This window comes from Leptolyngbya sp. FACHB-541, assembly GCF_014695875.1.
GTDB lineage: Bacteria > Cyanobacteriota > Cyanobacteriia > Elainellales > Elainellaceae > JAAUTN01.
On the sequence record NZ_JACJPC010000082.1, the window covers coordinates 1 to 26,612 of the forward strand.

23 protein-coding genes, 1 tRNA gene and 1 riboswitch are annotated in these 26,612 nt (G+C 49.2%); of the genes, 14 read left to right on the forward strand and 10 right to left on the reverse strand.

The genetic code is table 11. The features are described 5' to 3' along the window. Positions 1 to 221 precede the first annotated feature (221 nt). Together H6G00_RS17515 and H6G00_RS17520 are read left to right on the forward strand one after the other, a co-directional pair. Positions 222 to 1,277 (forward strand): glycerate kinase, encoded by a 1,056-nt coding sequence (locus tag H6G00_RS17515; RefSeq protein ID WP_199318555.1) that lies wholly within the window; start codon positions 222 to 224, stop codon positions 1,275 to 1,277. After that, complete coding sequence (locus tag H6G00_RS17520) at positions 1,228 to 2,373, forward strand: PAS domain S-box protein (RefSeq protein ID WP_190797739.1); 1,146 nt, start codon at positions 1,228 to 1,230, stop codon at positions 2,371 to 2,373. The genes H6G00_RS17515 and H6G00_RS17520 overlap by 50 nt, the downstream gene beginning before the upstream one ends. Positions 2,374 to 2,446: 73 nt before the next feature. On the opposite strand, the gene H6G00_RS17525 is transcribed toward H6G00_RS17520, so the two are convergent. The 4 genes from H6G00_RS17525 to H6G00_RS17540 form a co-directional block, all read right to left on the reverse strand. After that, the gene (locus H6G00_RS17525; RefSeq protein WP_190797740.1) at positions 2,447 to 3,796 is read right to left on the reverse strand and encodes an outer membrane beta-barrel protein; all 1,350 of its coding nucleotides are present in this window, start codon (positions 3,794 to 3,796) and stop codon (positions 2,447 to 2,449) included. 153 nt (positions 3,797 to 3,949) lie between these two features. Next, positions 3,950 to 5,644 (reverse strand): FecR domain-containing protein, encoded by a 1,695-nt coding sequence (locus H6G00_RS17530; RefSeq protein ID WP_190797741.1) that lies wholly within the window; start codon positions 5,642 to 5,644, stop codon positions 3,950 to 3,952. Between the two features lie 370 nt (positions 5,645 to 6,014). Beyond that, positions 6,015 to 8,498: a serine/threonine-protein kinase gene (locus H6G00_RS17535; protein WP_190797742.1), complete on the reverse strand. Its 2,484-nt coding sequence runs from the start codon at positions 8,496 to 8,498 to the stop codon at positions 6,015 to 6,017. Positions 8,499 to 8,870: 372 nt separating this feature from the next. After that, the gene (locus H6G00_RS17540; protein WP_190797743.1) at positions 8,871 to 9,491 is read right to left on the reverse strand and encodes a hypothetical protein; all 621 of its coding nucleotides are present in this window, start codon (positions 9,489 to 9,491) and stop codon (positions 8,871 to 8,873) included. A 229-nt stretch (positions 9,492 to 9,720) separates the two neighbouring features. Here H6G00_RS17540 and H6G00_RS17545 point away from each other — a divergent pair, with 229 nt between their 5' ends. From H6G00_RS17545 to H6G00_RS17555, 3 genes are all read left to right on the forward strand, one after another. Then, the gene (locus H6G00_RS17545) at positions 9,721 to 10,587 is read left to right on the forward strand and encodes an AraC family transcriptional regulator (protein WP_190797744.1); all 867 of its coding nucleotides are present in this window, start codon (positions 9,721 to 9,723) and stop codon (positions 10,585 to 10,587) included. A gap of 35 nt (positions 10,588 to 10,622) precedes the next feature. Next, on the forward strand, positions 10,623 to 11,132 hold the full coding sequence (locus H6G00_RS17550; RefSeq protein WP_190797745.1) for a DUF3291 domain-containing protein: 510 nt from the start codon (positions 10,623 to 10,625) through the stop codon (positions 11,130 to 11,132). 128 nt (positions 11,133 to 11,260) lie between these two features. Continuing rightward, positions 11,261 to 11,333 (forward strand) — tRNA-Glu (locus H6G00_RS17555). Between the two features lie 65 nt (positions 11,334 to 11,398). Here H6G00_RS17555 and H6G00_RS17560 read toward each other — a convergent pair. Beyond that, the gene (locus H6G00_RS17560) at positions 11,399 to 11,596 is read right to left on the reverse strand and encodes a hypothetical protein (RefSeq protein ID WP_190797746.1); all 198 of its coding nucleotides are present in this window, start codon (positions 11,594 to 11,596) and stop codon (positions 11,399 to 11,401) included. A gap of 81 nt (positions 11,597 to 11,677) precedes the next feature. Between H6G00_RS17560 and H6G00_RS17565 the strand changes: the two genes are divergently transcribed. Genes H6G00_RS17565 through H6G00_RS17575 form a run of 3 tightly spaced genes read left to right on the forward strand, consistent with a single transcriptional unit; the run spans position 11,678 to position 12,932 of the window. Next, positions 11,678 to 12,049: a response regulator gene (locus H6G00_RS17565; RefSeq protein ID WP_190641345.1), complete on the forward strand. Its 372-nt coding sequence runs from the start codon at positions 11,678 to 11,680 to the stop codon at positions 12,047 to 12,049. A gap of 11 nt (positions 12,050 to 12,060) precedes the next feature. Further along, positions 12,061 to 12,501 carry an NUDIX domain-containing protein gene (locus H6G00_RS17570; RefSeq protein ID WP_190641346.1) on the forward strand — a complete coding sequence of 147 codons (441 nt, stop codon included), beginning with the start codon at positions 12,061 to 12,063 and terminating at the stop codon, positions 12,499 to 12,501. Between the two features lie 41 nt (positions 12,502 to 12,542). Next, complete coding sequence (locus H6G00_RS17575; protein ID WP_190641347.1) at positions 12,543 to 12,932, forward strand: RidA family protein; 390 nt, start codon at positions 12,543 to 12,545, stop codon at positions 12,930 to 12,932. A 15-nt stretch (positions 12,933 to 12,947) separates the two neighbouring features. Here the strand turns inward: H6G00_RS17575 and H6G00_RS17580 are convergent, their stop codons facing one another. Further along, positions 12,948 to 13,712 carry a YdcF family protein gene (locus H6G00_RS17580; protein WP_190641348.1) on the reverse strand — a complete coding sequence of 255 codons (765 nt, stop codon included), beginning with the start codon at positions 13,710 to 13,712 and terminating at the stop codon, positions 12,948 to 12,950. Positions 13,713 to 14,068: 356 nt separating this feature from the next. Between H6G00_RS17580 and gyrA the strand changes: the two genes are divergently transcribed. Both gyrA and lnt read left to right on the forward strand, forming a co-directional pair. After that, positions 14,069 to 16,660: a DNA gyrase subunit A gene (gene gyrA / locus H6G00_RS17585; RefSeq protein WP_190641349.1), complete on the forward strand. Its 2,592-nt coding sequence runs from the start codon at positions 14,069 to 14,071 to the stop codon at positions 16,658 to 16,660. Positions 16,661 to 16,698: 38 nt separating this feature from the next. After that, on the forward strand, positions 16,699 to 18,336 hold the full coding sequence (gene lnt, locus H6G00_RS17590; protein WP_347278195.1) for an apolipoprotein N-acyltransferase: 1,638 nt from the start codon (positions 16,699 to 16,701) through the stop codon (positions 18,334 to 18,336). Positions 18,337 to 18,396: 60 nt separating this feature from the next. On the opposite strand, the gene H6G00_RS17595 is transcribed toward lnt, so the two are convergent. From H6G00_RS17595 to H6G00_RS17605, 3 genes are all read right to left on the reverse strand, one after another. Then, positions 18,397 to 18,876: a DUF4278 domain-containing protein gene (locus tag H6G00_RS17595; protein ID WP_190797747.1), complete on the reverse strand. Its 480-nt coding sequence runs from the start codon at positions 18,874 to 18,876 to the stop codon at positions 18,397 to 18,399. Between the two features lie 31 nt (positions 18,877 to 18,907). Beyond that, a riboswitch (Glutamine riboswitch) is annotated at positions 18,908 to 18,987 on the reverse strand. 69 nt (positions 18,988 to 19,056) lie between these two features. Beyond that, the gene (locus tag H6G00_RS17600; protein WP_190797748.1) at positions 19,057 to 19,611 is read right to left on the reverse strand and encodes a 2'-5' RNA ligase family protein; all 555 of its coding nucleotides are present in this window, start codon (positions 19,609 to 19,611) and stop codon (positions 19,057 to 19,059) included. Positions 19,612 to 19,650: 39 nt separating this feature from the next. Further along, the gene (locus H6G00_RS17605) at positions 19,651 to 20,514 is read right to left on the reverse strand and encodes an MnmC family methyltransferase (protein ID WP_190797749.1); all 864 of its coding nucleotides are present in this window, start codon (positions 20,512 to 20,514) and stop codon (positions 19,651 to 19,653) included. Between the two features lie 68 nt (positions 20,515 to 20,582). Here H6G00_RS17605 and H6G00_RS17610 point away from each other — a divergent pair, with 68 nt between their 5' ends. Further along, positions 20,583 to 21,461: a sulfurtransferase gene (locus H6G00_RS17610; protein ID WP_190797750.1), complete on the forward strand. Its 879-nt coding sequence runs from the start codon at positions 20,583 to 20,585 to the stop codon at positions 21,459 to 21,461. Positions 21,462 to 22,118: 657 nt separating this feature from the next. Then, complete coding sequence (locus H6G00_RS17615) at positions 22,119 to 22,637, forward strand: NYN domain-containing protein (RefSeq protein ID WP_190641354.1); 519 nt, start codon at positions 22,119 to 22,121, stop codon at positions 22,635 to 22,637. A 64-nt stretch (positions 22,638 to 22,701) separates the two neighbouring features. Here H6G00_RS17615 and gmk read toward each other — a convergent pair whose 3' ends face one another. Then, positions 22,702 to 23,265, reverse strand: coding sequence for a guanylate kinase (gene gmk, locus H6G00_RS17620; RefSeq protein ID WP_190641355.1), 564 nt, complete (start codon positions 23,263 to 23,265; stop codon positions 22,702 to 22,704). A 238-nt stretch (positions 23,266 to 23,503) separates the two neighbouring features. Between gmk and murF the strand changes: the two genes are divergently transcribed. Then, the gene (murF, locus tag H6G00_RS17625; RefSeq protein WP_190797751.1) at positions 23,504 to 24,886 is read left to right on the forward strand and encodes a UDP-N-acetylmuramoyl-tripeptide--D-alanyl-D-alanine ligase; all 1,383 of its coding nucleotides are present in this window, start codon (positions 23,504 to 23,506) and stop codon (positions 24,884 to 24,886) included. Positions 24,887 to 25,209: 323 nt separating this feature from the next. Then, complete coding sequence (locus H6G00_RS17630; protein WP_190797752.1) at positions 25,210 to 26,610, forward strand: IctB family putative bicarbonate transporter; 1,401 nt, start codon at positions 25,210 to 25,212, stop codon at positions 26,608 to 26,610. Positions 26,611 to 26,612 lie beyond the last annotated feature (2 nt).

Consider the following 26,612-nt stretch of genomic DNA (forward strand, 5'->3'; position numbering starts at 1 on the left):
GGAAGGGCACCCCGCTCAGCGGGGTGCCCTTCCATCTGTAGTCCTAATTTTTGGAATTGGTATAAGGTTATGAAATGCTTACATTGCGTACAAGCTCCAGCTTTATGATTGGATATTGGTTTGACTAGGTTTATGTTCAGGCGACTTGAAAGGGAACTTGGCATTGCTAAGCCGATGTAGGTAAAGGAGCACGGGAGTTGGAGCATACTAAGCTCACTTACATGTTGGAACTCTTAGCTGTGGGGCATTCCACGTCTCTAACTCCACAGCCAGAAACAGAATTAGAAACACAGTTAGAAACTTTGCTTCTAGCAGATGAGCTACAGTCCAACGCTTTTGGAGTAACTGCGGCTAACGTGAAATCTGTTGTGCAGCAGCGATCGCACCTACTTCAGCAGATTTATCCCGAATTCGACTCCTTTTGCCGAACCCACTTAGGTTGGCAGACCTATTCGCTAGAAACCCTGTGGAATCTATGGCTACCTCTAGCAATTGAGCTTGCCGAAAAACGCCGTCAGTTAGAACGTCCCCTGATTCAAGGCATCTTGGGCGGACAGGGAACTGGAAAAACGACACTAGCAGCCATTTTGACCCTGATTCTAAAGCACCTGGGCTATCGAGTATGTAGTTTGTCACTCGATGATCTGTACAAAACCTATAGCGATCGCCTCCAGCTTCAACAAGCAGACCCGCGTTTGCGCTGGCGTGGACCACCGGGAACACATGACATTCAGCTAGGCTTGACTACTCTGCAACAGTTGCGTTTAGCTGAGCCATCCCAGCCTGTGCAGATTCCCCGGTTTGACAAATCTGCCTGGAATGGAGCAGGCGATCGCACCGATCCAGAAACCGTAGCCGGAGTAGACATTGTTTTGTTCGAGGGTTGGTTTGTCGGTGTGCGACCCATTGACCCAGCTTTGTTTGAAACTGCACCGCTACCCATTGTCAGCCCTGACGATCGCGCCTTTGCTCGTGAGATCAATCAGCGATTGCATGAGTATCTACCACTTTGGGAATTGCTTGACGCTCTGATCTTGCTTTATCCAAAAGACTACCGTCTTAGCCAGCAGTGGCGACAGCAAGCAGAGCAACAAATGAAAGCAACGGGGCGATCGGGCATGACAGATTTAGAAATTGAGCAATTTGTCAGCTATTTCTGGCGATCGCTCCACCCTGACCTATTCATCACTCCGCTGCAACACAATCCACACCTGGTAGACCTGGTAATTGAAATTAACCCCGATCACTTACCGGGTGCCGTTTGCCGTCCTGGCTAATCAGAACGTCATAATTACCACAGATGTTCAGCAGCCCTCGGAGCAAAATTCTGTTATACAGGGTCAAGACGTTCAGGGCTGTGTAGGACTTAACATGCAAACTCACTTTTCCAGAAAACGAGATGTTGGTAGCCTTTCTACCCGGCAATGGGGCGCAATGTTTCTGGCAATTCCAGTGATCTGCTTGACGGTGCCGTTGATCTGGTCGCTCTGGATCAGACAGCAATCGGTGTCAGATCGCCCAACCGATCAGACAACTGCTGAAACTGACACACCCCAACTTTTAGATGAGCAAAACCAGCAGCTAGAACAACAGCGATCGCTCATGATCGTTTTAGCTATAGCGGCTAGTATTGGCATCTTGAGTTCTGCCGCAGCCTGGTATTTTTTAAATCGCCTCTCTCAAGAATTGCAAGAGCGAACCAAACAGCTTCAGGAAAGTGAGAGTTTGACGCAGGCGATCGCTGCTAATGTCGTTGATGGCATTATTACGCTTAACCAGCAGGGACAGATCGAAACCTTTAACCAAGCAGCCGTGCAAATGTTTGGCTATGAGCCAGCTGAAGTGAAGGGTAAAGAGATCAGTGTGTTGTTGCCTTTGTCAGATGAGAATGGAGGGGCAATCGCCAAAAACGACCAAAACCGGATTGCTCCAAAAACGATTACGGGCAAGCTCTTTCAGCCTGTCCGTCAGCAAAGAGGAATGGGTAAACATAAGGCTGGAACTCCCTTCCCTATAAAAGTTTCGGTGAGCGACATCCCGGTTAACGATCGCCATATTGTCGTGATTCACGATATCACTGCAAAAGAGCAGGCAGAGGCAGAGCTACAGCGGCAATCTAATGAACTGAATCGCCTCGATACTGCTTTAACCAAAACAAAAGCAGAACTACAGTCCGTTTATGTAGCTTGCTATGATTTGAAGTCACCGCTCCAGGCAATTTCTCACCTCTCAAAATGGATTGAATCAGACCTGAGCAACTGGGTGGTGGAGGAAACTCAACCCCAAATGAATCTCTTGCGAGAACGAGTCGATCGAATGGAGGGTTTGATTCACGGGATTCTTCAGCAATCACCGGGAAAGGATGAGGAATGAGGGAGGTACAGCTTGTTCCCCTAAAGTGAGAACAGTATCATCCTCGTTTTGAACCCCTAGAAGTTTTGAGCCCCTAAAACAATGGCACATTCACATCAATTGAAGCACCAAAAATTGCGCTGTTGAAATCAACATCTGAGTCAGATGAATCACCAAAGCTCACTCCGCCAAAGAGAATGATACGGCTGTTGCGAGAAAGGTCGTAACTCAACTGCGCCACGACTTGGTTGTAAAGATCTTCTCGATCTTGTTGGGTAAAGTTAGTTAGAGTGAGCTGGTAGTCTAACCCAACCTGGAGGTCAGGCTGAAGGTTGTAATTGAGGCCAACACCTACAGTGTTAGTGATACGACTGCGATCGCTTGGGTCTGCAAACCCTAGCCGCAGTTGATAGAAACTATCCAGTCTTAAATCAGAGGCTAACGGGTCACGCCGGGCCAGGGTTAGCCGCAGAGAGTGATCATTGAAAAAGCGATCGCCATCATCAAAAAGCTGCTGATTGCTCCAACCAATCTCACCATAGGTACGAGCTGACAAAAACTGGCGAAGGCTCGCTCTAAACTCCAACTCTCGATAGTCTAGTTCTGAGAGTTCGTTGTAGTGAACTAGCCCACCTTCTACGGAAGCAAGCAATAGTGTGTCTGGTCCAAGACTGGGAGCCGCCAAAAGCGTAGCACTGAGGCTAATTAGCTCATCCTCGATAGGGTCAAGTCGGTCTAATAGAATGTTGTCGCTCTTGAAGTAGCTCAACCGACCGATAAAGAAAATAGTTTCAGCAGAAGGAGAATCTGACTGAGTCTCGATCTGCTCTAACTCTTGTTCTCGTAATCTCAGAATTCCCAGTTCTTCATCACCTTCTGACTCGTCAACTTGCTCATCAGTTGGGACTGAGTTTGGTTCAGTCGGTACTGTCTGCTGCAGTTCTTGTTCATCAGTTGGGGCTGAGTCTGGTTCAGCCGGTACTGTCTGCTGCAATTCTTGTTCCCGCAGCCGCAAGATTCCTAATTCTGGATCGCTAGCTCCAGTGGTATTGACTTCAGAATTTTCTTCTGAGACGAAAGCTTCTGTTTCGAGTCGTTCAACCCTGGACGGAGTAAGCATTTCGGGAGGTGCCACTTGACCCATGAATGGCATCTGAAGTGACTCAACCTTAGGATTGGCGATCGCCTTGTCTACAGCAATTTGTCTGGAAGGTAACTGCCCCTCAGCGTGAGGTGTAATGAGTGAGTCAGGTGAAGCAGTTTTGGGAGCAGCATAAGCAGCACTGTTGGAGACAAAAGCAATCCAGAAAATTGGTAACTTTAGGAGATTAAAGTCTAGAGGTGCGGATTGCTTGTGCTGGTAGGTAGGAGCTTTCCTGTTTGCCGAGATAGATGTTTGAGGAGCGTTAAACTCTCTCCAAATTCGGCTGAGTCTTAAAAACACCGGTTAAATTCTTCCATTTCAAAAATCATATCTGGGGGATGGTTAATCCGATCAGGCGACTGTTTCCTGATACAAAAGTTGGACATTGCCAGCTTTTGTATCAGGAATAATTCTGTCCCCAACGTTACTCAACTCAAAGCTAATATCCGCTCATCAGTCGCGGTTGCCATTGCCGTTGCCGTTGCCATTACCGTTGCCAGGACGGTCTTCATCTCGACCATCTCTGTTGTTGGGGATGTTGATAACAGGACGGTCGTTGCCATTGCCGTTGCCATTACCATTTCCAGGACGGTCATTGCTGTTGCCGTTGCCGTTGCCATTTCCAGGACGGTCGTTGCCGTTGCCGTTACCGTTGCCATTACCATTTCCAGGACGGTCGTTGCCATTGCCGTTGCCGTTGCCATTACCATTTCCAGGACGGTCATTGCTGTTGCCGTTGCCATTACCATTTCCAGGACGGTCGTTGCCGTTGCCGTTGCCGTTACCGTTGGCATTGCCGTTGCCGTTGCCATTACCATTTCCAGGACGGTCGTTGCCATTGCCGTTGCCATTGCCGTTGCCGTTGCCATTACCGTTGCCATTGCCAGGACGCTCGTCATCATCATTGCCAGGACGCTCATCATCGTCATCATCCCGACCATCTCTATCATTGGGAATATTTATAACAGGGCGTCCATTGCCACCATTACCGCCATTGCCGTTGCCACCGTTGCCGTTGCCGCCATTACCGCTGTTGCCACCGTTGCCACCATTGCCATTGCCGTTGCCACCGTTGCCGCCATTACCGCTGTTGCCACCGTTGCCGTTGCCAGGAGGTGTTTGCCCTTGTCCAGGTGGGTTGTTACCAGGATTAGGACGATCGTCGCTTCGACCCTGTTGGGGGACTACATCTCGAACGGTTGGGTCTTGTACTGGAAGCCTGTCAGTAACTGGAGTGGTGATAATCCCTCCAGCATTCCGATCAGGAGTAACGTTTGGCTCCTGGTTAATAGAGTCTCTGCCTGGAGGTGTATTATTTGTTCCTGAATTAGTAGGTGGGTTAGTAGGATCAGATGAGGAATTAGCAGGTGTATCAGGAGTTGTTGCGGTGGGCTGTCCACCCTGCTGTGGCGATCGTACAAACTCAGGGTTCTCAATTACCTCTGCGTCTGAGAGAGGAGGCTGAGCGCTAACTGCGGCCCGCATTTCCTCTTGAACGGGGGCGATCGCTTCATCGGGAGTTGCTAAAACTTCAGTTGGAGTTAGCCCACGAACTAGCTCACTCGATTCATAAAAGGTAGTGAGGTCAAAGTCATAAACCCCTTCTAGGCGATCGCCCACTGCCACTGCGAGTTGACCACCCCGAAGCTCTTGCGTTTGAGAGCCATCCTGGTTAGATACTTCAATCCCGCTATCGGTTAGAGCACCTACAATCGTGGTGTCTGTCTCAGGAATGTAGCGAACAAATAGAGCAGAACCTTGAATTCCAGCTGCTGCGTTGGGTGTGCGAATGTTGGTTCTGCCTTGTCCCGGTGGAATCAGCAGCAAAACCGTTCCGTTAGAAAGCTCAAAATTGCGTGTTCCAGATGAAAACCGGAACACGACCTGTTGTCCCAACCTTCCTAAAGAACCATCATTAAACCGGAGCTCTGCCGAAGATGAGCGGGCAGTTGAAAGCCCGTCTCCAGGAGTGAGTACGTCAGAAATGCGAGCATTACGGGAAGACTGGCTCTGAGGCAGCAGTTGAACCCGATTTCGAACTGCCTCAATGACTGCCCGCCTTAGAACCGTCTGAGCGTGGACTTCCGTCGGTAAAAACATCAAGCTGCATACGAGTGCAGCAATTACGGGAGTAATACGACTGAACATTGGCAGTCTCCATTCGCTGAAGTACAAAGCACTTCACGCTTTGCAAAACACAAACTCTTCAAGTTGGCTCTGAAAACCTCTTTCCACAGCACAAAGCGTGTCTCCGGACAGAAGCACCCACTTTTCTTTTCTTTTTTCAGTAGAAGCACAGAATTTTTCTGTAAATTTTTATTTTTTAGAACTAATTAAAGATGTAACTCAGAGAATTTACGGCGTAAGCACCCGTGTCGTTTTCTTAGAATAACAAAACCTTGTACCGCATTATGGATGTTTCTCAGTAATCATGCGGAAGTTTTACGTTAGAGGCGATCGCTCCCCTTCTTCTTCACCAAAAGAACATGAAGTGAATGTATCTTAAGCACTGCTATATCTAGTTCTCAGGCAGCGGCGCAGTGTCTTCTGCTTTTACTTTAGTCAAGTCTTCTAAAGAACCTTGCTTAGAATCTTCAGGTGACACAGTAATGTCTGCTTGCTCAAAGATAGCGGTATCTGCTTGCTCAAAGACGGCAGTGTCTTCCTGCGTCAACATAGCAGTGTCTGCCTGTTCAAAGATGGCAGTGGAACCCTCTTCTAGTTGAGCAGTCGCCACAACTGAGTTTAAGACAATGGGTAGTTGTTTCAATGCTTCATGCACTTGGCGGACTGACGTATAGCGTTGAGTAAAGTCGTAGCGCACCATCTTGGTTAATACATCAGCACACTCAGAACTAACCTGAGGTGCCTGCTTGCGCCAAATCACTTCGCCTGTCATGCCATCATGATTGAGCATGTGAGGAGGTTGCCCCGTTAAAGCTTCGATCGCAATCATGCCTAAAGCATAAATGTCACTGTTAAAGTGAGGTCGCCCAGCAGACTGTTCATTAGGCATATAGCCTGGAGTACCCACCGCCACAGTAAACTTAGTGTTGCGCTCAACGTCAGCTAGCTGAGTTGTAATTCTTTTAGCAATACCAAAGTCAATGAGAACGAGTCGATTGTCTGACTTGCGCCGGATAATGTTTGAGGGTTTCAAGTCACGGTGGATCACGCCCTGACTGTGAACAAACTCCAGCACACGCAGGAGATCTTGTAGGATTACAACTACCTTTGATTCAGGTAAGGGAACACGAGAGTTGAACTCATTAGAGAGTGGCTGTCCTGCTACAAATTCTTGAACCAGATAAAACTCCTGATCTTCCTCAAATGAATTCAGGAACGAGGGAATTTGATCGTGTTGCCCCAACCGTTCTAGGGTTTCGGCTTCGGTCGCAAACAGCCTTCGGGCTAGCTTCAGAGTATCCAGATTATCGCTGGCAATTCTCAACTGTTTCACCACACAGGGTGCACTGCCCGATCGCTTCATATCTTCAGCAATATAAGTTTCGCTAAAGCCACCAGAACCGAGAACTTTAACAATTTTGTAGCGATCGTGTAATACTTTGCCCGAAAGCGCTTGTTCTCGCTCTTGGATCAGATCTTGCAAGTCATCTTGCTGGCTAATAATTTCCTGGACAATGGGGGAAGTGGCGTATTGTTTTAGCGTGTCTCGCAGGTGTTGTTTTCGCTGTTGTTCTTTGACGGAGCCTGCCATGAGTTGAGAAAAGCCGCTCAGGGTGATCGCCCCTACCGGAATAGCCGTTGGTAAAATCAGCTGACCATAAGTAAATGCAATATAGCTAATACCTCCCCAAGCGATCGTCATTCCCATTGCCCAGACCCAGCGCATTGCAGGCTGACGGGGGCGGCTCAGCAGCAATCCAGCCCCAGCCAAACCAATTAGCAAAACCAGTCCTCGCAGCGGAGCTTGGGGTAATGCTTCTGCTAGCGATCGCCCTTGCAATAGAGAGGCGATCGCATTAGCGTGAATCTCAACTCCAGCCATTGGTTCAGAGTAGAGCCAGCTTTTAGAAAAAGGAGCAGCATGAAAATCTTGATGTACCGCTGCGGTTGCCCCAATCAGAACAATCTTGTCTTTGAAATACTCACCCGATTGCAGGGTAGTCTCCCAAGTTGTTGGGTCTAACACATACCAAAAAGGAATGTGCTCAAACGTTTGGCTCGGTCCATAGAAAAAGATGTGTTTCCCTCTAGGTGTAGGATACTCAACCTGAGCCGCCCGAAGGGTTGCATCCACAAATGTGGGAGTGGTCGCAGCCAATTCTCGATAAGCCTCTACCTCATTCGCTGGAGAATTCTGGATTAACTCAACAAGAAACTGATTGCCAAATCGATGGATTTTGCCGTCAGGTTCCATAAAGAAATTAATCGAGCCAGCCTGATTAGGGTGATGTTGAAACAACGCCAGGGGCGAGGTCAATTGTGTCGTAAAACCCTGTGGTGTTTCTACATCGTTATATTGGGCGGCTAGCACTACCCGTTCTGCGTGTTGCTGAAGCGATTGAGCAAACTGCTGGTCATCCACTTCACCGTAGCTACTCGGTGCTGAGAAGATGATATCGAGTGAAACCGACCGAGCACCTGCCGCCATCAGCTTATCAATCACCTGGGCATAGGCTGAGCGCTGCCAGGGCCAGCTTTGAATTGGCTCTAGGTAGGAATATTTATCCGGATCGGTTTGATAAAATTCCTGCTGTGCCAAAGACGTTTCGTCGATCGCCAAAATCACAACTTCTGGAGGAGCTGCGATCGCCCCTCTCACTTCAAAGAAAAGAGCTTGTACCTGCCGCTCTAAGAGATCAACAATTCCTAAGTTCAGGGCAGTCGTCGCTGCCGCCATCAGTACCCATGCTCCGGTTAAGCCATGTCCCCAGGTACTCAACCGAAATTTCTGGAAGCTTTTTGTTGTCTTTCCTGGTTGAGTGCGATCGCGGGGTGCGGTTGCAGCGTCCGAAACAGGTGCTTTTTTTCTGCCCATTACCCTACCACTTCACAATTGCTTCATGCTGCTGTTTCTATTGATACGCACCCATAGACACTCTACCGGACAATCTTCTGCAAAATCTACCTGCTGAAGTGCGCCTCAAAGCTGGTGGAAGGGGTTGGATTTTTTGTGCGTTTCATCAAGAATCAACTTTTAGAGCAGACTCTAGATTGCTGCCCGGTGTTTCCTGTTACTGTAAAAATGTGAGAGACAAAAAGAGCGCTGTGCATCCCTTCCATCCCTCACAAAACTGAGTAATCTTGAAGAAAGTTCGTACCGCAGAAATCCTAATCCTAAAGGTTTTCACCTCTTCTGATGTAGGTTGGGTGGAGCAAAGCGAAACCCAACATTCAGGGCAAACGTAACTTAATTCAAGAACACTGAACCTGTTTCTTGAATCACCAGGGCAGTTTCATCTTCACCTAAATCTGTGGTTTCATCTAAAGTGACTTCCAACACGCCAGGCTCGGCGATCGCTACAGGAGTCACGGTCAACAGCCCTCTATCTTCTCGGTAAAACGTGATTGTGATCGGAGTCGCTAACTCTTGCAATGTCACCTCTGAGTCGCCTGCAAGCGATCGCAACTCTGTGTCTTCAATCACCTGATAGCGGATTACAGCAGCCGTTGAATTGATCAGCCTGACGCTGACTGCTCCATTTACAGGAATGACTGCTGTCACAGGTTCTTCAATTTGCTCTGGCGTAGGAGGAAAACTCGTGGGGACACTGGGTACTGGAACTGCTTGGTTAGGAGTTACGGGAGTTTCAGGAGTTGCTGGCACTTGGCTGCTGGCAGCATTGGGAGGGCATCCTTGAGGTGGAGCAACGGTATTGTTGAAGGGCTCTTCGTAAAATACACCAGGGCAGCTATTGACTTGGGCAATCAACTCAGATGCTAGAGCCGAAGAAACTGCCCCGATTCCCGCTAACATGGCACTTGCAGCACCAAGCAACCGGAAATTAACACGTTGGCGATCGCACTGCATTGAAATCTCCTCCAGAACAATAAATATTATTAGCCTTGCTAACCTGTAACCATCTCACGAGTAGCGCTTAATCAATAAGAGAAATTTTTGATGCACCTATAGTAGGAAACTAAAACGACCACTGGAACTATCCCAAGAAGTAAATAGGAACACGCAAGCGGGGTTAGGGTATCTGTACTATTTCCTTGACGATGTGAAACTCTGAAACAGCCAACTTGTTCTTCTAGGTATGACTGACTTAACCCATCGGAAGACAAAATTTTGGATAGCTCCAGAGTTAGGTAACTTGGAGTTATTTCGAGCGACGGCGATTCACTACAGCTATGCTCGTCACTCTCATTCAAGTTATTCGATTGGTTTGATTGAGGCTGGAGTGGGTGGAAACTATTATCGTGGTTCCAGCTACCTTGCCCCTCCTAAAAGCATTGTTTTGATGAATCCAGAGGAGGTTCATACTGGCTATTCTGCTGAAGAACAACCGCTTTCTTATCGAATGCTGTATGCCAACATCGATAGTGTGCAGCAAATTGCGAGTGAGCTTCAGATAAAAGAATTTCCTCACTTTAGAGATGCAGTCATTAAAGATGAAACTTTAGCTAAACAGATTCTTGCGCTGCATATAGCATTGGAGCGATCGCCAGATCGATTAGAACAACAGTCTCTATTCGTAAAAGTTTTATCAGAAATTCTGGCTCACTATGCGGCTGTTAAAGTTCCGTCCTTTCGCAATTCGCAAGAGCATCGAGCTATTCAATTAGTAAAAGAATATTTGCATGACAATCTCAGTGCCAATATTTCACTAGAACAATTGGCAAACCTCACGGGCTTAAACCGTTCTTACTTAATTCGCATCTTTTGTCAGGCTATCGGAATGCCACCCTATACCTATTTGAATCAGGTGCGAGTAGAGAAGGCAAAACAGCTTTTAAGCCAGAAAATGACCCTTGCAGAAGTGGCGATCGCCGTTGGTATGTCTGATCAAAGTCATCTCAATCGTCACTTTAAGCGCATTGTAGGAGTTACTCCTGGTCAATACCGCCAGATAGCCACTGCTGGATGTCAATATCATTCAAGACAAACTAGCGCCAATTCTTAAATACTTGTGGTCAGGTGTTTTCGAGGCGACAAACCATGACCACAGCAGAATCTAACGCATCCCAACAGCATCATCTCGCTCAGATCAACATTGCTTTGATGAAAGCGCCTCTTGATCACCCAATCATGGCTGAGTTTGCGACTGCACTAGATCAGGTGAATGCGATCGCCGATCAAAGCCCAGGTTTTGTTTGGCGGCTACAATCCTCATCCGGCAACGCAACTCAGATTCGAGCCTATCCTGACCCGAAAATGTTGATCAATCTCTCAGTCTGGCAAAGTGTAAACCAGCTAAAAACTTACGTTTATCAAAGTCTGCATAGTGAGTTTTTTGTGCGTCGCCGCCAGTGGTTTGAGAAATACCAGGGAGAACACTTCGCCATGTGGTGGGTTCCGGCAGGTCACCTGCCAACTGTAGAAGAAGGTAAAGCCAGGTTGGAGTACCTCTCGCAGCACGGAGATTCAGCCACAGCTTTCACATTTGCAAAACCTTTCCCTTGCCCCACAGAAAGACCCAATCCTGTACAGCCTGTACAAATTGATTAGCGGCATCCAGCCACAGCGACTCGCAACCCAGGCAGGAAGGCTCCAGAAGCTTAATTCAATTAGTTTTAACTGGGGAGTTGACAGAATCAGTAACCTTCGTTATCTTAATTAAGGTTCACTTAAAGCAAGCCCCCATCGTCTAGAGGCCTAGGACACCTCCCTTTCACGGAGGCGACGGGGATTCGAATTCCCCTGGGGGTATCTTCTAAGTGAGCTTGAAAATCAGCCCTGCAAGCTTGAGAACCGCTTGCAGGGCTGATTTTCTATCAATGATAATGTGCTAGGGGCAAAGGGGATTGAGGCTTTGGTGGAATAGCTACCGAAAGAAGGGTTAGTTGCTGAGCCGTAGTGGTGCTGATGTGAGGCGATCGCCACTGGTGGTAGAGTAAGGGAGTATCCTGATCAAGAAATAGCTCTTTAAGCAGCAACTTTAGGAGATTTGCGGGAATACTATCGGGGGGCATCCCGGTACGCAGCTTTTGCTGAGAAGACTTTGCTGGGGATTACCCTCTTGATTCACGTATCCTAAAGCCAAGTAAGGATTTATGACTACAGTCCTGGTTGTGGACGATAGCCAAACGGTGCGCCATATGCTCTCAGAACTCCTCATCGACAGCGGTATGAGCGTACTTGAAGCGACTAATGGCTTAGAGGCAAAGCAGCAAATTCAGGCAAAGTTTCCAGACTTGGTCATCACAGATTTGATTATGCCGGAGATGAACGGCTATGAGCTTTGCCGCTGGATTAAGAATGGACCCAAAACACAAAGCATTCCAGTGTTAATTTGTTCCACCAAAAGCGAGGAATTTGACCGCTATTGGGGGATGAAGCAGGGCGCAGATGCCTACATCACCAAACCATTTCATCCGCCAGAAATGGTTCAAACGGTAAAGCGGTTGTTGCGCGCTGAACGTTAAAGGCAAGAACTGTGGCTTACAGAAATCCAACCCCCACCGTTGACATCATCATTGAGATGCGCGATCGCCCCTTTCGCCCCATCGTTTTAATCGAGCGGCTCAATCCCCCGCATGGTTGGGCAATCCCAGGTGGGTTCGTAGATTATGGAGAGTCAGTCGAGACGGCAGCTCAGCGCGAAGCCTTAGAAGAAACGGGTTTAGCAGTAGAGCTAATTGAGCAGTTTCAGGTGTATTCTGATCCAGGGCGCGATCCTCGTCAGCATACGCTAAGTATCGTGTTTATTGCGACTGCCAGTGGGGAGCCAACTGCCCAGGACGATGCTAAGAGCCTCAAGCTTTTTTTACCCTGGGAAGTTCCTCAGAATTTGTGCTTTGACCACGATCGCATCCTCAAAGACTACTGGAATTACCGTCTTTATCAGATACGTCCTCGGCTCCAAATTCCAGGTTGATCAACCTCGATCTCATCAAATCTCAAACTATTTTTGAATCTATGGCGCGAAAAATTATTCAAACGGATCAGGCTCCCGCTCCAGTTGGCCCTTACAATCAGGCGATCGCTGCAACGGGACAGCTAGTCTTTGTAGCTGGGCAAATTCCGCTTGATCCAGTAACAGGTCAAATTGTCGGGGAAGCAGTTGCCGAGCAGACCGAGCGGGCGATCACCAACCTGAAAGCAATTCTTGAAGCTGCCGGATCGACCCTTGAGGATGTGGTTAAAACCACCGTATTTCTGGCAGATATGAACGACTTTGCTGCAATGAATGCGGTCTACGCTCAACACTTTGATGAAGCAACAGCTCCCGCTCGTGCCTGCGTTGAAGTGTCCCGCTTGCCTAAAGACGTGCGGGTAGAAATTGAGTGCATCGCCGTTGTGCCGTAATCAGCGAAACCTGGCTCAGATGATGGGAATGAGTCTTTCTAGACTGGCTCTCGTTTCCGGTGGAAAGAACCGTCCCCTCAACCCGTAGGTGACAAGCCCTGCATATTCTCGTAAGACTAGCGTTGCTTTGCCGCGTCGCCCAACTTCTCTCGGTACAGGGCTAGGAATTGGGGTCACTTCAAATCCTACGCTTTGAAAGGTGAGAAGCGATCGCAGCATGTGAGGGGAGTCTGTAATCAGCAAAATGCGTGTAATTCCCTTGGGTCGGAGTGCTTCTACCGTAAATAGGGCGTTTTCTCGCGTGGTTTGAGAGCAGCCCTCTCCATCCAAGGCAGCATCTGGAATTCCTTGTTCCTCCAGCATTTTCAGCATTGCGGGGGAATCACCCATGCCGCTAGTAAAAATCAACGGCGCTCTGTCAGCCTGCCAGAGTTCGGCAGCCAGCTCAACTCGACTTGGACTGAGTACTGAACCCCTACCCAAAATCACAATCGCATCAGCGTTAGCTCCAGTGTCTTGAGGCAGTAAGCTTACCAGCACCTTCTCTGCCAGATTGACGCTAGGTGGGGCGATCGCCAGACCGTAGATTAGCAGGAGGGAGGCGATCGTCAGATTCAAGATGCGCCGTTGACGGCGACGCAACAGAAGTTGAGCGAATCCCAACAGAATCACCAACCCCAGGGTGATCCGCACAGGATGCATCAACCACTGCGAGATTAATTTAGTGAAGGCTATCCACGAACTGACGGGAAGCGCAGAGCAAACGGCTAAATCTAGCATGGGCAGAGCGGCTCCTTTCAGGAAAAAGTTTTAGATCAGCAAGCAGTTAGCAGCAGGATTCATGAACCTGCAACAAACCCTACAGGCAGTCCATCAAGCTATTGGAGCCTAGAGAATTTTAAGTCCTGTCCGAGTCGAGTCTAGCAAGACAGATAGCAATGTAGCCAGGTTCGCTAGACTTCCCAATTTGCAAGGCTTTTCGGTGTTGCTGTTGGACCCAGAAGGATATCAAAAATGTGCTAAAATTGTATAGCTAAGCAACAAAAATTGGCATTTATTCAGCACAAAGGCAGCCTTATCTTCACTTTTTCAGCTATTAGCTGCCGAAAGCTTACGTTTTTGGAGTTTTTTACCGTATGACCTTCTCCCAGGAGCCGACTCAGGAGCGGATTATTCCCACGGATCTGCGGATTGAGATGTCCCGGTCTTATTTGGAATACGCCATGAGCGTAATCGTAGGACGGGCGCTGCCAGATGCCAGGGATGGTCTTAAGCCTGTCCATCGTCGAATTCTCTATGCCATGCATGAGTTGGGTTTAACACCCGACCGACCGTTTCGGAAGTGCGCCCGTGTGGTTGGGGAAGTTTTAGGTAAATATCACCCGCATGGCGATACGGCGGTTTATGATGCGCTAGTGCGAATGGCGCAAAACTTTTCGATGCGATCGCCCTTGATCAACGGGCACGGCAACTTTGGCTCTATCGACAACGATCCGCCGGCGGCGATGCGATATACCGAGTGTCGCTTGCAGACGCTCACCACCAACGCGCTGCTGCGAGACATCGAGTCTGAAACGGTTGATTTCATCGACAACTTTGATGGCTCTCAGCAGGAGCCAATTGTGCTACCTGCCCGGATTCCTCAGCTTTTGCTCAATGGCTCCTCTGGGATCGCAGTGGGCATGGCGACCAATATTCCACCCCACAACCTGAGCGAACTGATCGACGGCGTGATTGCGCTAGTGCATGATCCTGACATCACTGATGTGGGGCTGATGCAATACATTCCTGGGCCTGATTTCCCAACGGGTGGTCAAATTTTGGGTACGACTGGCATTCGAGAAGCCTACACGACTGGGCGCGGCTCTGTCACGATGCGTGGCGTAGCCTCGATCGAGACGATTGAGCATCGAGGTCGTCCTGATCGCGAAGCAATTATCATCACCGAACTGCCTTTTCAAACCAATAAAGCAGCAATGATCGAAAGAATTGCTGAAATGGTGAACGAGCGCAGGCTAGAAGGCATTTCTGATATTCGGGATGAGAGCGATCGCGACGGCATGAGAATCGTCATTGAGCTAAAGCGTGACGCTTATCCTCGCGTCGTTCTCAACAACCTCTACAAGCAAACTCCGCTCCAGGCAAACTTTGGAGTGAACATGCTGGCGCTGGTGAACGGCGAACCGCAGCTTCTCAGTCTCAAGCAATTCCTTCAAGTATTCCTGGACTTTCGGATTGAGACGATTACCCGCCGCACTCAGTACGAACTCCGTAAGGCAGAAGAACGGGATCACTTGCTGCAAGGTTTGCTGATTGCGCTGGAAAACCTGGATGCAATCATCAACCTGATTCGTCATGCAGCCGATGCTCCAATGGCAAAACAGGAGTTGATCGACTCTTACGGACTCTCAGAAGCACAGGCAGACGCAATTTTGCAGATGCAGTTGCGCCGATTGACTGCTTTGGAAGCCGAAAAGATCCAGCAGGAACACGACGACCTGCAATCCCGCATTGCTGACCTGCAAGACATCTTGGCGCGACGCGAACGCATTCTGCAAATCGTTGAAACTGAAGTTAATGAGCTAAAAGCAACCCACTCTTCCCCCCGTCGCACGGTGATTGAACGGGCAGATGGTGAAATTGGTGACATTGACTTAATTGCTAATGAGCAAGCGATCATTTTGCTCACCGAGCAGGGCTACATCAAGCGGATGCCTGTGAATACGTTTGAGGCGCAAAGTCGGGCGACTCGCGGTAAGTCAGGCACCCGGATGAAGGAAGACGATGGGGTTGAGCATTTCCTCACCTGCTGCGACCACGACAGCGTTTTGTTCTTTAGCGATCGCGGTGTTGCTTACTGCCTCAAGGCTTACCAAATTCCTACCGCATCTCGGACTGCACGAGGTGTTCCCGTGGTTCAAATGCTGCCGATCCCACGGAATGAAAAGATTACTTCTATCGTCCCGGTCACCGAGTTCAGCGATGACAATTATCTGGTGATGCTGACCCAGAATGGCTACATCAAAAAGACGCAGCTATCAGCATTTAGCAACATTCGAGCCAATGGCTTGATTGCTATTTCACTGGAGGAAGGCGACCAGTTGCGCTGGGTGCGTCGTGCTGGTGCTGCTGACAGCATCATTATCGGATCACGTCAGGGGATGGCGATTCACTTTCGCTCAGACCATGAACAGTTGCGCCCCTTGGGTAGACCCACGCGAGGTGTAAGGGCGATGTCGCTGCGTAAGGGCGATGAGCTGATCAGCATGGACATTCTGCCCAGTCAGGTGGTAGACAGCTTGGTTGAAACCGTTGCTGAATCTGCTGAAGCGATCGAGGTTGAGGCAGAGTTGGAAACGGAAGAACTGGATGTAGAGCTACCTCGCAACCAAGGACCTTGGGCACTGGTAATTACGATGGGTGGGTTAGGCAAACGGGTTCCTGTTTCGCAATTCCGCTTACAAAACCGTGCTGGAATGGGTTTGCGGGCAATCAAGTTCCGCAAGGCAGACGATCGCCTGGCTGCGCTGCAAGTCGTAGGTGAAGATGATGAGCTGATGATGGTGACGAGTCGCGGCATCATTATTCGTCAGGCGGTGAGTGCAATCCCACGTCAGTCGCGTATGGCAACTGGAGTGAGGGTGCAGCGTTTGGATGAAGAGGATGCGATCGCCGCTGTGGCATTGGTGCCACCTCTGAATGAAGCCGAGTTAGAGGAAGGAGAATAGGGATTGAGGATTGGGGGTTAGGAGCTAGGGAGTGACCTGTGTTTAGAGTTGGGAAGCTACGATTGAAGCCATTTCGATTCCTGATCCCCAAATTTCCCAGATACGGCCCAATTGCCTTTGCATTGATCGGTGGCGTTCTGATGGGGCTGACTCCTGCCCCAGTCAACGCTTGGTTCTTAGCTTGGGTTGCTCTGGTTCCTTTATGGGTTCTAGTTGCCAAGTCTTCCAGCCTTAAATCAAAACTTGCTCTTGGCTTTGTCTGGGGGCTTGGGTTTCATGGGCTGGCTTTGTCATGGATTACGGGGTTACATCCACTAACCTGGATGGGTGTTCCCTGGCTGGCAAGTTTGGCGATCGCCCTATTCTGCTGGCTTTTCATTACAGCTTGGGGGGCATTACTGGTTTTGATATGGGCAGGAAGCTTTAAGTTGCTTGAGCGGAGCAACCCGCGGGCAGCCAACGCTAGGTTCTTGCCACTTGTCCGCGTTTTAATGAGTGTCGCTGTTTGGTGTGTTTTAGAAGGCATCTGGAGTTCAGGAGCACTGTGGTGGACATCCCTTTCTTACACTCAAAGCCCACACAATCTGCTGATTCTGCATCTGGGACAACTTACAGGACCATCGGCAGCAACGGCTGCCATTGTTGCGGTTAATGGTTTGCTTGCTGAAGCATGGCTAGCCCGTTCTCACCCTCCTGAGCCGCTACCCTCCCACGCTCATACTTCATCCTCTGATACTTCTGCAAAGCTCTATCTGGCGATCGCTGCTACCCTCCTTCTCGGTCTGCACCTGCTTGGATTCGGCCTGTATAGCCGTCCCTTAACCCAACCCCCGGAAACTGCGGTGAGAGTTGGGCTGATTCAGGGCAACGTTCCTACGCGCATCAAGCTCTACGAAGAAGGAGTGCGCCGAGCTTTCAACGCTTACATGACGGGATATGACATCCTCGCCGACCAGAACGTCGATATTGTCTTCACCCCGGAGGGCGCTCTGCCGATTTACTGGATGCCGTCAATTTATCAAAGCAATCCCGTTTACCAGTCGTTGCTAAACCGGGGAGTGCCGTTGATTTTGGGCAGTTTTGGCAGGCAGGACGAGCAGATTACTCAAAGCTTATTTGCGATCGCAGGTAATGGCGAAATGGTCGGGCGTTACAACAAAGTCAAACTTGTGCCATTGGGTGAGTACATTCCCTTCGGGCAATTTTTGGGTAGCCTGATTAATCGCCTTTCGCCTGTAGAAGCCAGCATGATTCCAGGGGAGCTAGAGCAGCAGTTTGACACACCTGTCGGTAGAGCGATCGCAGGTATTTGTTATGAGTCCGCATTTTCCAAGCTGTTTCGAGTGCAGGCGGCAAACGGCGGAGAATTTATCTTAACGGCGTCCAACAACGATCCCTACAGCTCGACGATGATGTTTCAGCATCATGCACAGGATGTAATGCGGGCGATCGAAACCGATCGCTGGGCAGCAAGAGTGACTAACACGGGCTATTCTGGCATCGTCGATCCGCATGGTAAAACTCGCTGGCTCTCGGACAACAACATCTATGAAATTCATGCCGACACAATTTATCGTCGCCAAACGCGATCGCTCTATGTGCAATGGGGAGACTGGCTAACCCCACTCTTATTGATCTCAGCCCTAACTGTTGGGTTAGGAATACGAATCAACTAAAAAAAGCACCCCGGTTAGGGGTGCCTCATCAGCTTGTTGTTTGAGAGAATCTATCGGCACTTAGCTGAGTGCAGCATGGCTACGATCGTAAGTGGCGGAGAAGCCAGGGTGTACTTTGCCCTGAATGTGATTCCAGTAGTGGGATGCATCAGCCGCAGTCAGCCCAACTTCAGTAGCAAGACGGCTCAGCATTACTTGCTGACGTTGCTTGATCAAACGGTGATGACCCATCATCAAAGAACGAGCCCGATCGTCAGCCGAAGCAACCCTAGCAGGAACCAGCTGGGAGTCAGCAGCAACAGCAGCTCCAACAGAAGCAACTACCCGCTCTTCAGGGTGGTTGACTACAGGAGTAGATGGATTGGTCCGGTATGCGACGCCGCGATAAAGCAGATCCAGCGTGGCTTGCAGAACAGGAACTTTTTTGGGATTGCGGAATCGAACGTCTAAACCGCGATACTTGCCAACTGTGTCACTGTGGCTAAACTCCACTGTGGGTGGGTTGTAGTCGTAGCTGACACCGCGATAGGTAAGTTTCATATAAGTCGCCTCCAGGTAATTGTGGTGATGAGGCGCGTTCCTTCGGGATAAGTCCCTACTTCCGTCTCCCTAACTCAGCGTTTTCGACAAGCTTCGAGAGAGATGAACGATTTATTTCTGTATCTATTGTTACGGTTTTCAATCGGAATGTCAACCTCTGTGGACAAAAAACCTCAGAAATTACGGACGAAACGAAAATTCTGACCGAATTTGCCAGCGTTGACCGTCGTGGATCAAAAGAGTAAGGCGATCGCCCACAAACTCAAACTTCACCTGGCGCATTTGCAACTCTGTCCAAGCTTGCTTAAACGTTTGCCGGGTGAGATTTCGAGAGGCAACGGTGAGATGGGGCGAAAAGGCGCGCTTGGATTTGGGATCAACAATTTCCAGTGTTTCCTCTAAATGGGTTGCCAAAGCTGTTTGTAGCGCCAGCAGTTCGACCGTCTTTAGCACGTTGATATAGAGAACCCGCGGTGCAAACGCTCCAAATCCAGACAGGGCAACTGGCACCTGTGACTGCTGGTTAGCAAATTCGCTTAAAGCCTGTTCTAGCCGAGCAATGTGCTGGAGTTGCCATTGAAAAGGCGGTTGCAAAGTGACATGGGGCGGAGATTTGGAAGTGCGCGTCTGGTAGCGATCGCCCAACTCCTGAATTACCTGACTGGCATACTCTTGAACTTCCAACGGTGGCAACAGCGCAACAAAAAACCGGGGATAAGACGCATCAAATTTCATAGAGAATTGGCGAAGTGTATTATTTCCAATATCCTTCTTTCATTGCTCATCCTTTCCCCACCACCTTTTCTTCCACTGAGAGGTTGATTCTAATGAGCAGGTTTGTTGTTCGATTTGCCGCTGTTGCAGGATCTCTGACGCGGTGGCGGTAAGGGTTGGATCTCGATAGGGAATAGCAGCCCGCGTTAGCAGATGTTCCCGGTCTTGAACAGATAGGGTTGGCAGGGGGGCAAAACTGGCGAGGGTACCGGGCGATCGCCTTCCCACTCCTGGAGTTGAGCTAATTTGCAGACCTGCCTCGACTAACGCAGTTCGCACGGCTGCTGCACAGGAGTAAGTTGCTAATTTTCCATCAGGCTTGAGACAGCCCGCGACATGCGCCAAAAATTCTACTGTCCAAAGCTGGGGACAGTGGGGTGGAGAGAAGGGATCAAGGAAAATTGCATCAGCGCGGAAACCAGCCTGACGAATTCGTTGAATCGTTTGGCGTGCATCACCCAGCAGCAGTTGAGCGTGCAGACGATCGCTTTTCCACTTCAGATCAGCGGCGATCGCATTCAACAGTTGCGGAATCGGATCAGCCCAACCCGCTAGCAAGTTGTGGGCGACCGCTGCTTTGGGAACCTCTGGGTTGAGTTCCAGCCCGACCCACTCTACCTGGCAAGCCGGATTGACTGCCCAAATGGTTTCTAACGCAGCCGCTGTGTTGTAGCCTAATCCATAACAAACATCGAGAATGCTGACCGTTGGCTGCTGTGACTTTAGCGCTAATTGGGTCGGTTGAATGAACTTTTGCTCAGCTTCTAGTCTTGCCCCCTGACGACTGTGAAAGGCTTCGTCAAATTCGGCTGAAAAGAAGGTGAACGAACCGTCTGCCGTTAGTTGAGGCTGGAAATTTACCATCTTGCATCGCTGTTGTAACCGCAGCCATGCGGTTTAGAATATCAGCTTGGATTAAACGGTTATGAAATATGGATATTGATCACCGAGATCAGTTAGTGAGTGGGGTTGTTTCTGCGGAATGGCTGTATGAGCATTTGGATGATCCTCAGGTGGCGATCGCTGACTGCCGATTCTCGCTAGCTGATCCAGAGTTAGGACAACGCCAGTACCAGGAAAGCCACATTCCGGGTGCATACTATTTTGACCTGAATCGGGATCTGTCTGGTCCCGTTGGTCAGCATGGTGGGCGGCATCCCCTACCCGATGTGGGCACTCTGACAGAAAAGCTGAGAGCGATTGGAGTCCATTCAAGCAATGGCAGTTCGGAAGGTCCTGATTCAGAAAATTCAGGCGAACCAACCCTGGTGGTTGCTTACGATGATTCCCGCTTGGCCTTTTCTGCCCGTTTTTGGTGGCTATTACGCTACTTAGGACATGAGCATGTCGTAATTTTAGAGGGTGGCTTTAGCAATTGGCAGGCAAATTATCCGGTTAGCAATGCCATCCCAGAACCTAAAGTGGGAAGTTTTGTGCCCCATGTACAGGGCGATCGCATCCTCGACATTGAAGCTGTAAAATCGCGCAAAGATCGTCCCGGAGTTGTTTTGGTTGACTCTCGGGAGGGCGATCGCTATCGAGGAGAACGCGAACCGATTGACCCAATCGCAGGACATATTCCAGGAGCCGTCAACTATCCCTGGCAAATGGTGACAACGAGTGAGGGGCAAGTTCGTTCTCTGGCTGAGCAACAGCAGCACTGGGCAGAGCTAGCGCATGTAGAAGAGATCATTGTCTACTGCGGGTCGGGGGTCACCGCTTGTGTCAATTTGTTTTCCTTGGAGATGGCGGGTATTAGAGACGCAAAGCTTTACCCGGGTAGCTGGAGCGATTGGTGCTCTTATCTTTAAGGAAATTCTCCCGATGATCTGTAAGGAGCGTTTGCATTTTGCTCAGAAAAGTCTTTGATTGACCCCTTTTGGGAACTGAAAGCTAAATTTTCACATCTAAAAATAATCTAGTTTCATCATCAGCTGACTCCAATCCCAAAAAATTCCTGACTTTGAAGGAAGCAGGATAAAATACCTATAATAAAGGTGCGCTATAGCTACTTTTCTAGTAGCAGAATTTCTAGACCAATCTACTAACCTATCTCTTACAGATACTACAGATGGATATGGAAAATATCAGCAAACTTGTGTTCGTATGGGCGATCGCAAACGGCAGGAGCAATTTTTGTACATGACATAAATCGGCTCTGCTGTCCGAATTTAGGCAGACTTATTTTTAAATCAAGACTCAATAGATTGATCGATAGCTGCAGTTAGCATCAATGGCTACAGTTAGCTCAAATAGGCTGCGAGCGCAGGGCAAAATCAGCTTTTAGTCAGATGCATCAAAAGGCTCAATAGCCTTGAGTATCGATGGGCTAGAATACTTTGGTCATAGCCTGGTTATTTAACTCATAGAGCCAAAAGTATTAGATTTAGCAGGTTTCTAAAAGCGAACTGCTAGGACTGAACATTCTAGCCGAACTCTCCGCTATAAAATTTTAGGTCTAAGTTTCTATGTCTATTTCTATGAACCGTCTTTCGATCTTTGTGGACGGGAACAATATGTTCTACGCTCAACAAAAAAATGGTTGGTTTTTTGATCCCAGGAGGGTGTTATCGCATTTTACGAACGATCCTGATGTAATGCTAGTTAATGCCTTCTGGTATACCGGGCTCAAAGATCCGCAGGATCAACGGGGTTTTCGGGATGCTTTAATTAGTCTGGGATATACTGTCCGTTACAAAATTCTCAAAGAATATTACGACGATAATTCCGGCCGCTATTCGCAAAAAGCAAATTTAGATATTGAAATTGTTGTAGACATGTTTAATACCGTCGATCAATATGATCGCGTCATTTTGTTTAGCGGCGATGGCGATTTTGAGCGAGCGATCGAGTTACTGCGTTCCAAGAATACACATATCACTGTAGTATCCACAGAAGGAATGATTGCTAGAGAACTCCGCAATGCTACGGATCGCTATATTGATTTAAATGATATTCGCAAGCATATTGAAAAGGTCGATAGCTGAAGAATTTTTCACTGAGTCATGGAGCACTGCGCTAATGGCAATGCCCTATGACTCACAACCAAAACTAAATTGCTGCTGCAGAAAATAGAGCAGCTTCCAGCCGATCCAACGCTTTTTCGAGGTTGTCGTTAACGACCTGAAAGTCAAATTCGTCTACTGCTTCGAGTTCTGCTTCTGCTCGTTTCAGCCGCCGCAAAATTGCCTGCTCTGAATCTTGGGCGCGATCGCGCAGGCGATTTTCTAATTCCTGCAATGAAGGCGGCAAGATAAAAATTCGCAGTGCATCAGGAAAGGTTTGGCGAATTTGCCTGGCCCCTTCTAGCTCGATTTCTAGCACGACCCAGCGCCCTTGCTGAATCTGTTGCTCAACTGGACGACGAGGAGTGCCGTAACAATTACCTGCAAACTCAGCCCACTCCAGCAATTCACCCTCTGCAACCATCTGGTCAAACTGAGGGCGGCTGACAAAGTAATAGTGTTGTCCATCTACCTCACCGGGACGCGGAGCACGAGTCGTGACGGAGATGGAAAAGTAAAGGTCGGGATGACGACGCAAAAGCGATCGCAGCAGCGTGCCTTTGCCTACGCCACTTGGTCCAGTGAAAACAACCAGTTTACCTGCTCTCATGTTTTAACCTATCCACTCGATCGCCGTTTTAGTATTTATCCATGTTCATGTAACTTTGGATAGTCTGACAACTCTACAACGCGATCTTTGCCCAAATTTATTTTTAGGGCTTCTCCTAGAAGCCTGCTTTTATCGAGGAAGGACTACGCTTCTTCCCAAATAAAACAGCTTCAAACCCAGGTCTTAGTGTGGCTGGGGGAGCGGTATGATCACAGCTAGCCGTTTTAGGATCTAGTGCATGTCTTTTGGTGCAAGTCTTGCTCAACTGGTTGAAGTTTTGGATGCAGAGCCGCTCAATCTAGCAGAGCCTGAACTAGCAAAAATTGCGATGGGAATTACAACCGACAGCCGCCATGTCGGAGCAGGAGAACTGTTTTTGGCGCTACGGGGCGAACAGTTTGACGGACACACATTCGTTGAGGCAGCCCTTCAGCAAGGCGCGATCGCCGCAGTTGTCGACCGACAGTCGGTGACATCGGGATTAGGTACAGATACAGAAATACCGCTGCTAGTCGCTGAGGATACGCTGGCAGCTTATCAGGCGATCGCCCGCTGGTGGCGCGAGCAGTTCACGATCTCAGTGATTGCGGTAACTGGCTCTGTAGGCAAAACTACGACCAAAGAATTAATTGCGGCTGTCTTAGCGACTCAAGGGCGCGTGCTGAAAACTCAGGCAAACTACAACAATGAGATTGGGGTACCTAAAACGCTGCTTCAGCTTGGGCAAGACCATGATTATGCCGTCATCGAGATGGGAATGAGAGGCAGCGGCGAAATTGCTTTACTCACCCAGATTGCCCGACCTGATATTGCTGTGATTACTAACGTCGGCACTGCCCACATTGAGCGACTCGGTTCTGAGCAGGCGATCGCGAATGCAAAATGTGAACTGCTGGCAGAAATGCCCTCAACAGGAATCGCCATTCTCAACCACGACAATATCCGTTTGCTCGAAACAGCGGCACAAGTGTGGCAAGGAAAAACGGTCACTTTTGGGCTGGAGGGAGGAGACGTACAGGGGCAATTACTCGACTCGCAGGCTCTCCAGATTGGTGATGTGACCTTTCCCTTGCCTCTGCCTGGTCGTCATAATGCGTTGAATTATCTAGCGGCACTGGCTGTCGCTCAGGTGCTTCAAGTCAGTTGGTCGCCACTGATCCAAGGCTTAACCCTAGAATTACCAAAAGGACGGGCACAACGATATAACCTGCCCAATGACGTTGTCATTTTGGACGAAACATACAACGCAGGCGTGGAATCAATGACAGCAGCATTGCACCTGCTGGCTCAAACACCAGGACAGCGTCATATTGCGGTTTTAGGCACGATGAAAGAACTGGGCGACCGCTCTGTGGATCTGCACCATCAAGTTGGCACCGTTGTCCATCAGCTTCACCTGGATCATCTGCTAATTTTGGCGGAAGAGGCAGAGTCTGAAGCAATGGCAGCAGGTGCAAAAACAGTGCCAGTGGAAAAATTTCTCAGTCATGCGGCACTTTTGGAGAGACTCAAGAGCTTTGTGAAACCGGGCGATCGCCTGCTGTTTAAGGCATCTCGTGCTGTAGGGTTGGATCAAGTTGTGGATCAACTCAAATCAGTCACTCTGACTCAGCAAATCTAACTTGTGCTTTTACCCAGGGCTATTCTGCAATAGGAGAAGTTCTACCTCCAAAATAGTTCGGTTGGAAGTCGCGCTATTGCAGATTAATTACAAGGTGGACAAACTGCACCATCACCACAGTCCTGATCGTCTTGTTTCAACGGTCGCCAGTTGCAGGTTAGCTAGTCATACACTGTGCCTCAATTGTCTGTTTGAACACGAGGTTTCAAATCCACCTCGGGTCTCAAACGGTGATATATTCTCTAAAACACATGGTGAAGAAGCTGCAACAGCAAGTCTTTTGAGTTCAACGCCGCATCACGCAACACCTCACAACATCTTTTATGAATGTCTGGCAACAGATTACTTTGACAAATTTATCGCCTGCCCGTTGGGGCGATGCGAGCTATGCACATCGGCTAGTTGGGCTACTAAGAGAATGGCGGCGAAGTAGCTGGCTGATGCAGCAGGCAGACTTGATTGGGACGCTGTTGGCGATCGCCGTTTTTGCTTTCGCACCTTTCGTCTCAACTACACTCATTGGAGTTTTGCTGATCGCCTGCGCCGGATTTTGGGTGTTGTTAACCCTTTCCGATGAATCAGGAACGGGGTTAACTCCTATTCACCTGCTGGTGTTGCTCTACTGGGGAATTGCAGTCATTGCCACAGCCATTTCACCCGTTAGAACAGATGCTCTTTCAGGGCTAATTAAACTAACCCTGTATCTGCTGCTGTTTGTGTTGCTGGCAAAGGTGCTGCGATCGCCCCGTCTGCGTTCTTTGTTAATTACGGGCTACTTGCTGACAGCCCTAGTCGTAAGTGTTGGTGGTATCCGCCAATGGTTCTTTGGAGCCGCAGCCCTGGCAACCTGGGTCGATGCCGAATCTACACTAGCGGGTACAACTCGGGTCTACAGCTATCTAGGGAACCCTAACCTGCTAGCAGCTTACCTGTTGCCCGCTTCCATGCTGAGTGCAGCAGCAATTTTTGCCTGGAGGGGGTGGTTGCCTAAAACGCTGGCAGTCGTGATGGCGCTGGTTAATTCTGCCTGTTTGGTTTTGACCTTTAGTCGGGGTGGATGGATTGGCTTTGTGATCGCAGGCTTCGTGCTGATGATCTTGTTGGTTTACTGGTACAGCGTCTATTTACCGCGAGTTTGGCGACCCTGGGCAATCCCGATTGTGTTAGGCGTTTCGACTGCATTTGTGATTGTGTCCGTGTTTTCGGTTCCTCAACTGCGCGATCGCTTCCTCAGCATCTTTGCTGGACGGGAAGACAGCAGCAATAACTTCCGCCTCAACGTTTGGGCTGCGGTTCAAAATATGATTCGCGATCGCCCCATCTTAGGAATTGGTCCTGGCAACGAAGCCTTTAACCGAGTGTATCCACGCTATCAGCGAGCAGGGTATACCGCTTTGAGTGCTTACTCCGTCTTCCTAGAAATTGCAGTCGAAACTGGTTTTATTGGACTGAGCTGCTTCATCTGGCTGCTGTTAGTCACGCTCAATCAGGGCTGGCTTCAACTTCGGCGACTCCGTAAATTCAACAGCCGTGAAGGATTCTGGTTAATGGCAGCGATCGCCACTCTCTGCGGAATGTTGGCCCACGGCTTAGTCGATACAGTTTGGTATCGTCCCCAAGTCAGCACCCTGTGGTGGTTGATGGTGGCGCTGATTGCTAGCTACTACATGCCGTCAAGGGCGATTGTTGAAGACCAAACTTTTGAAGACGCCGAAGCAGCCTAACG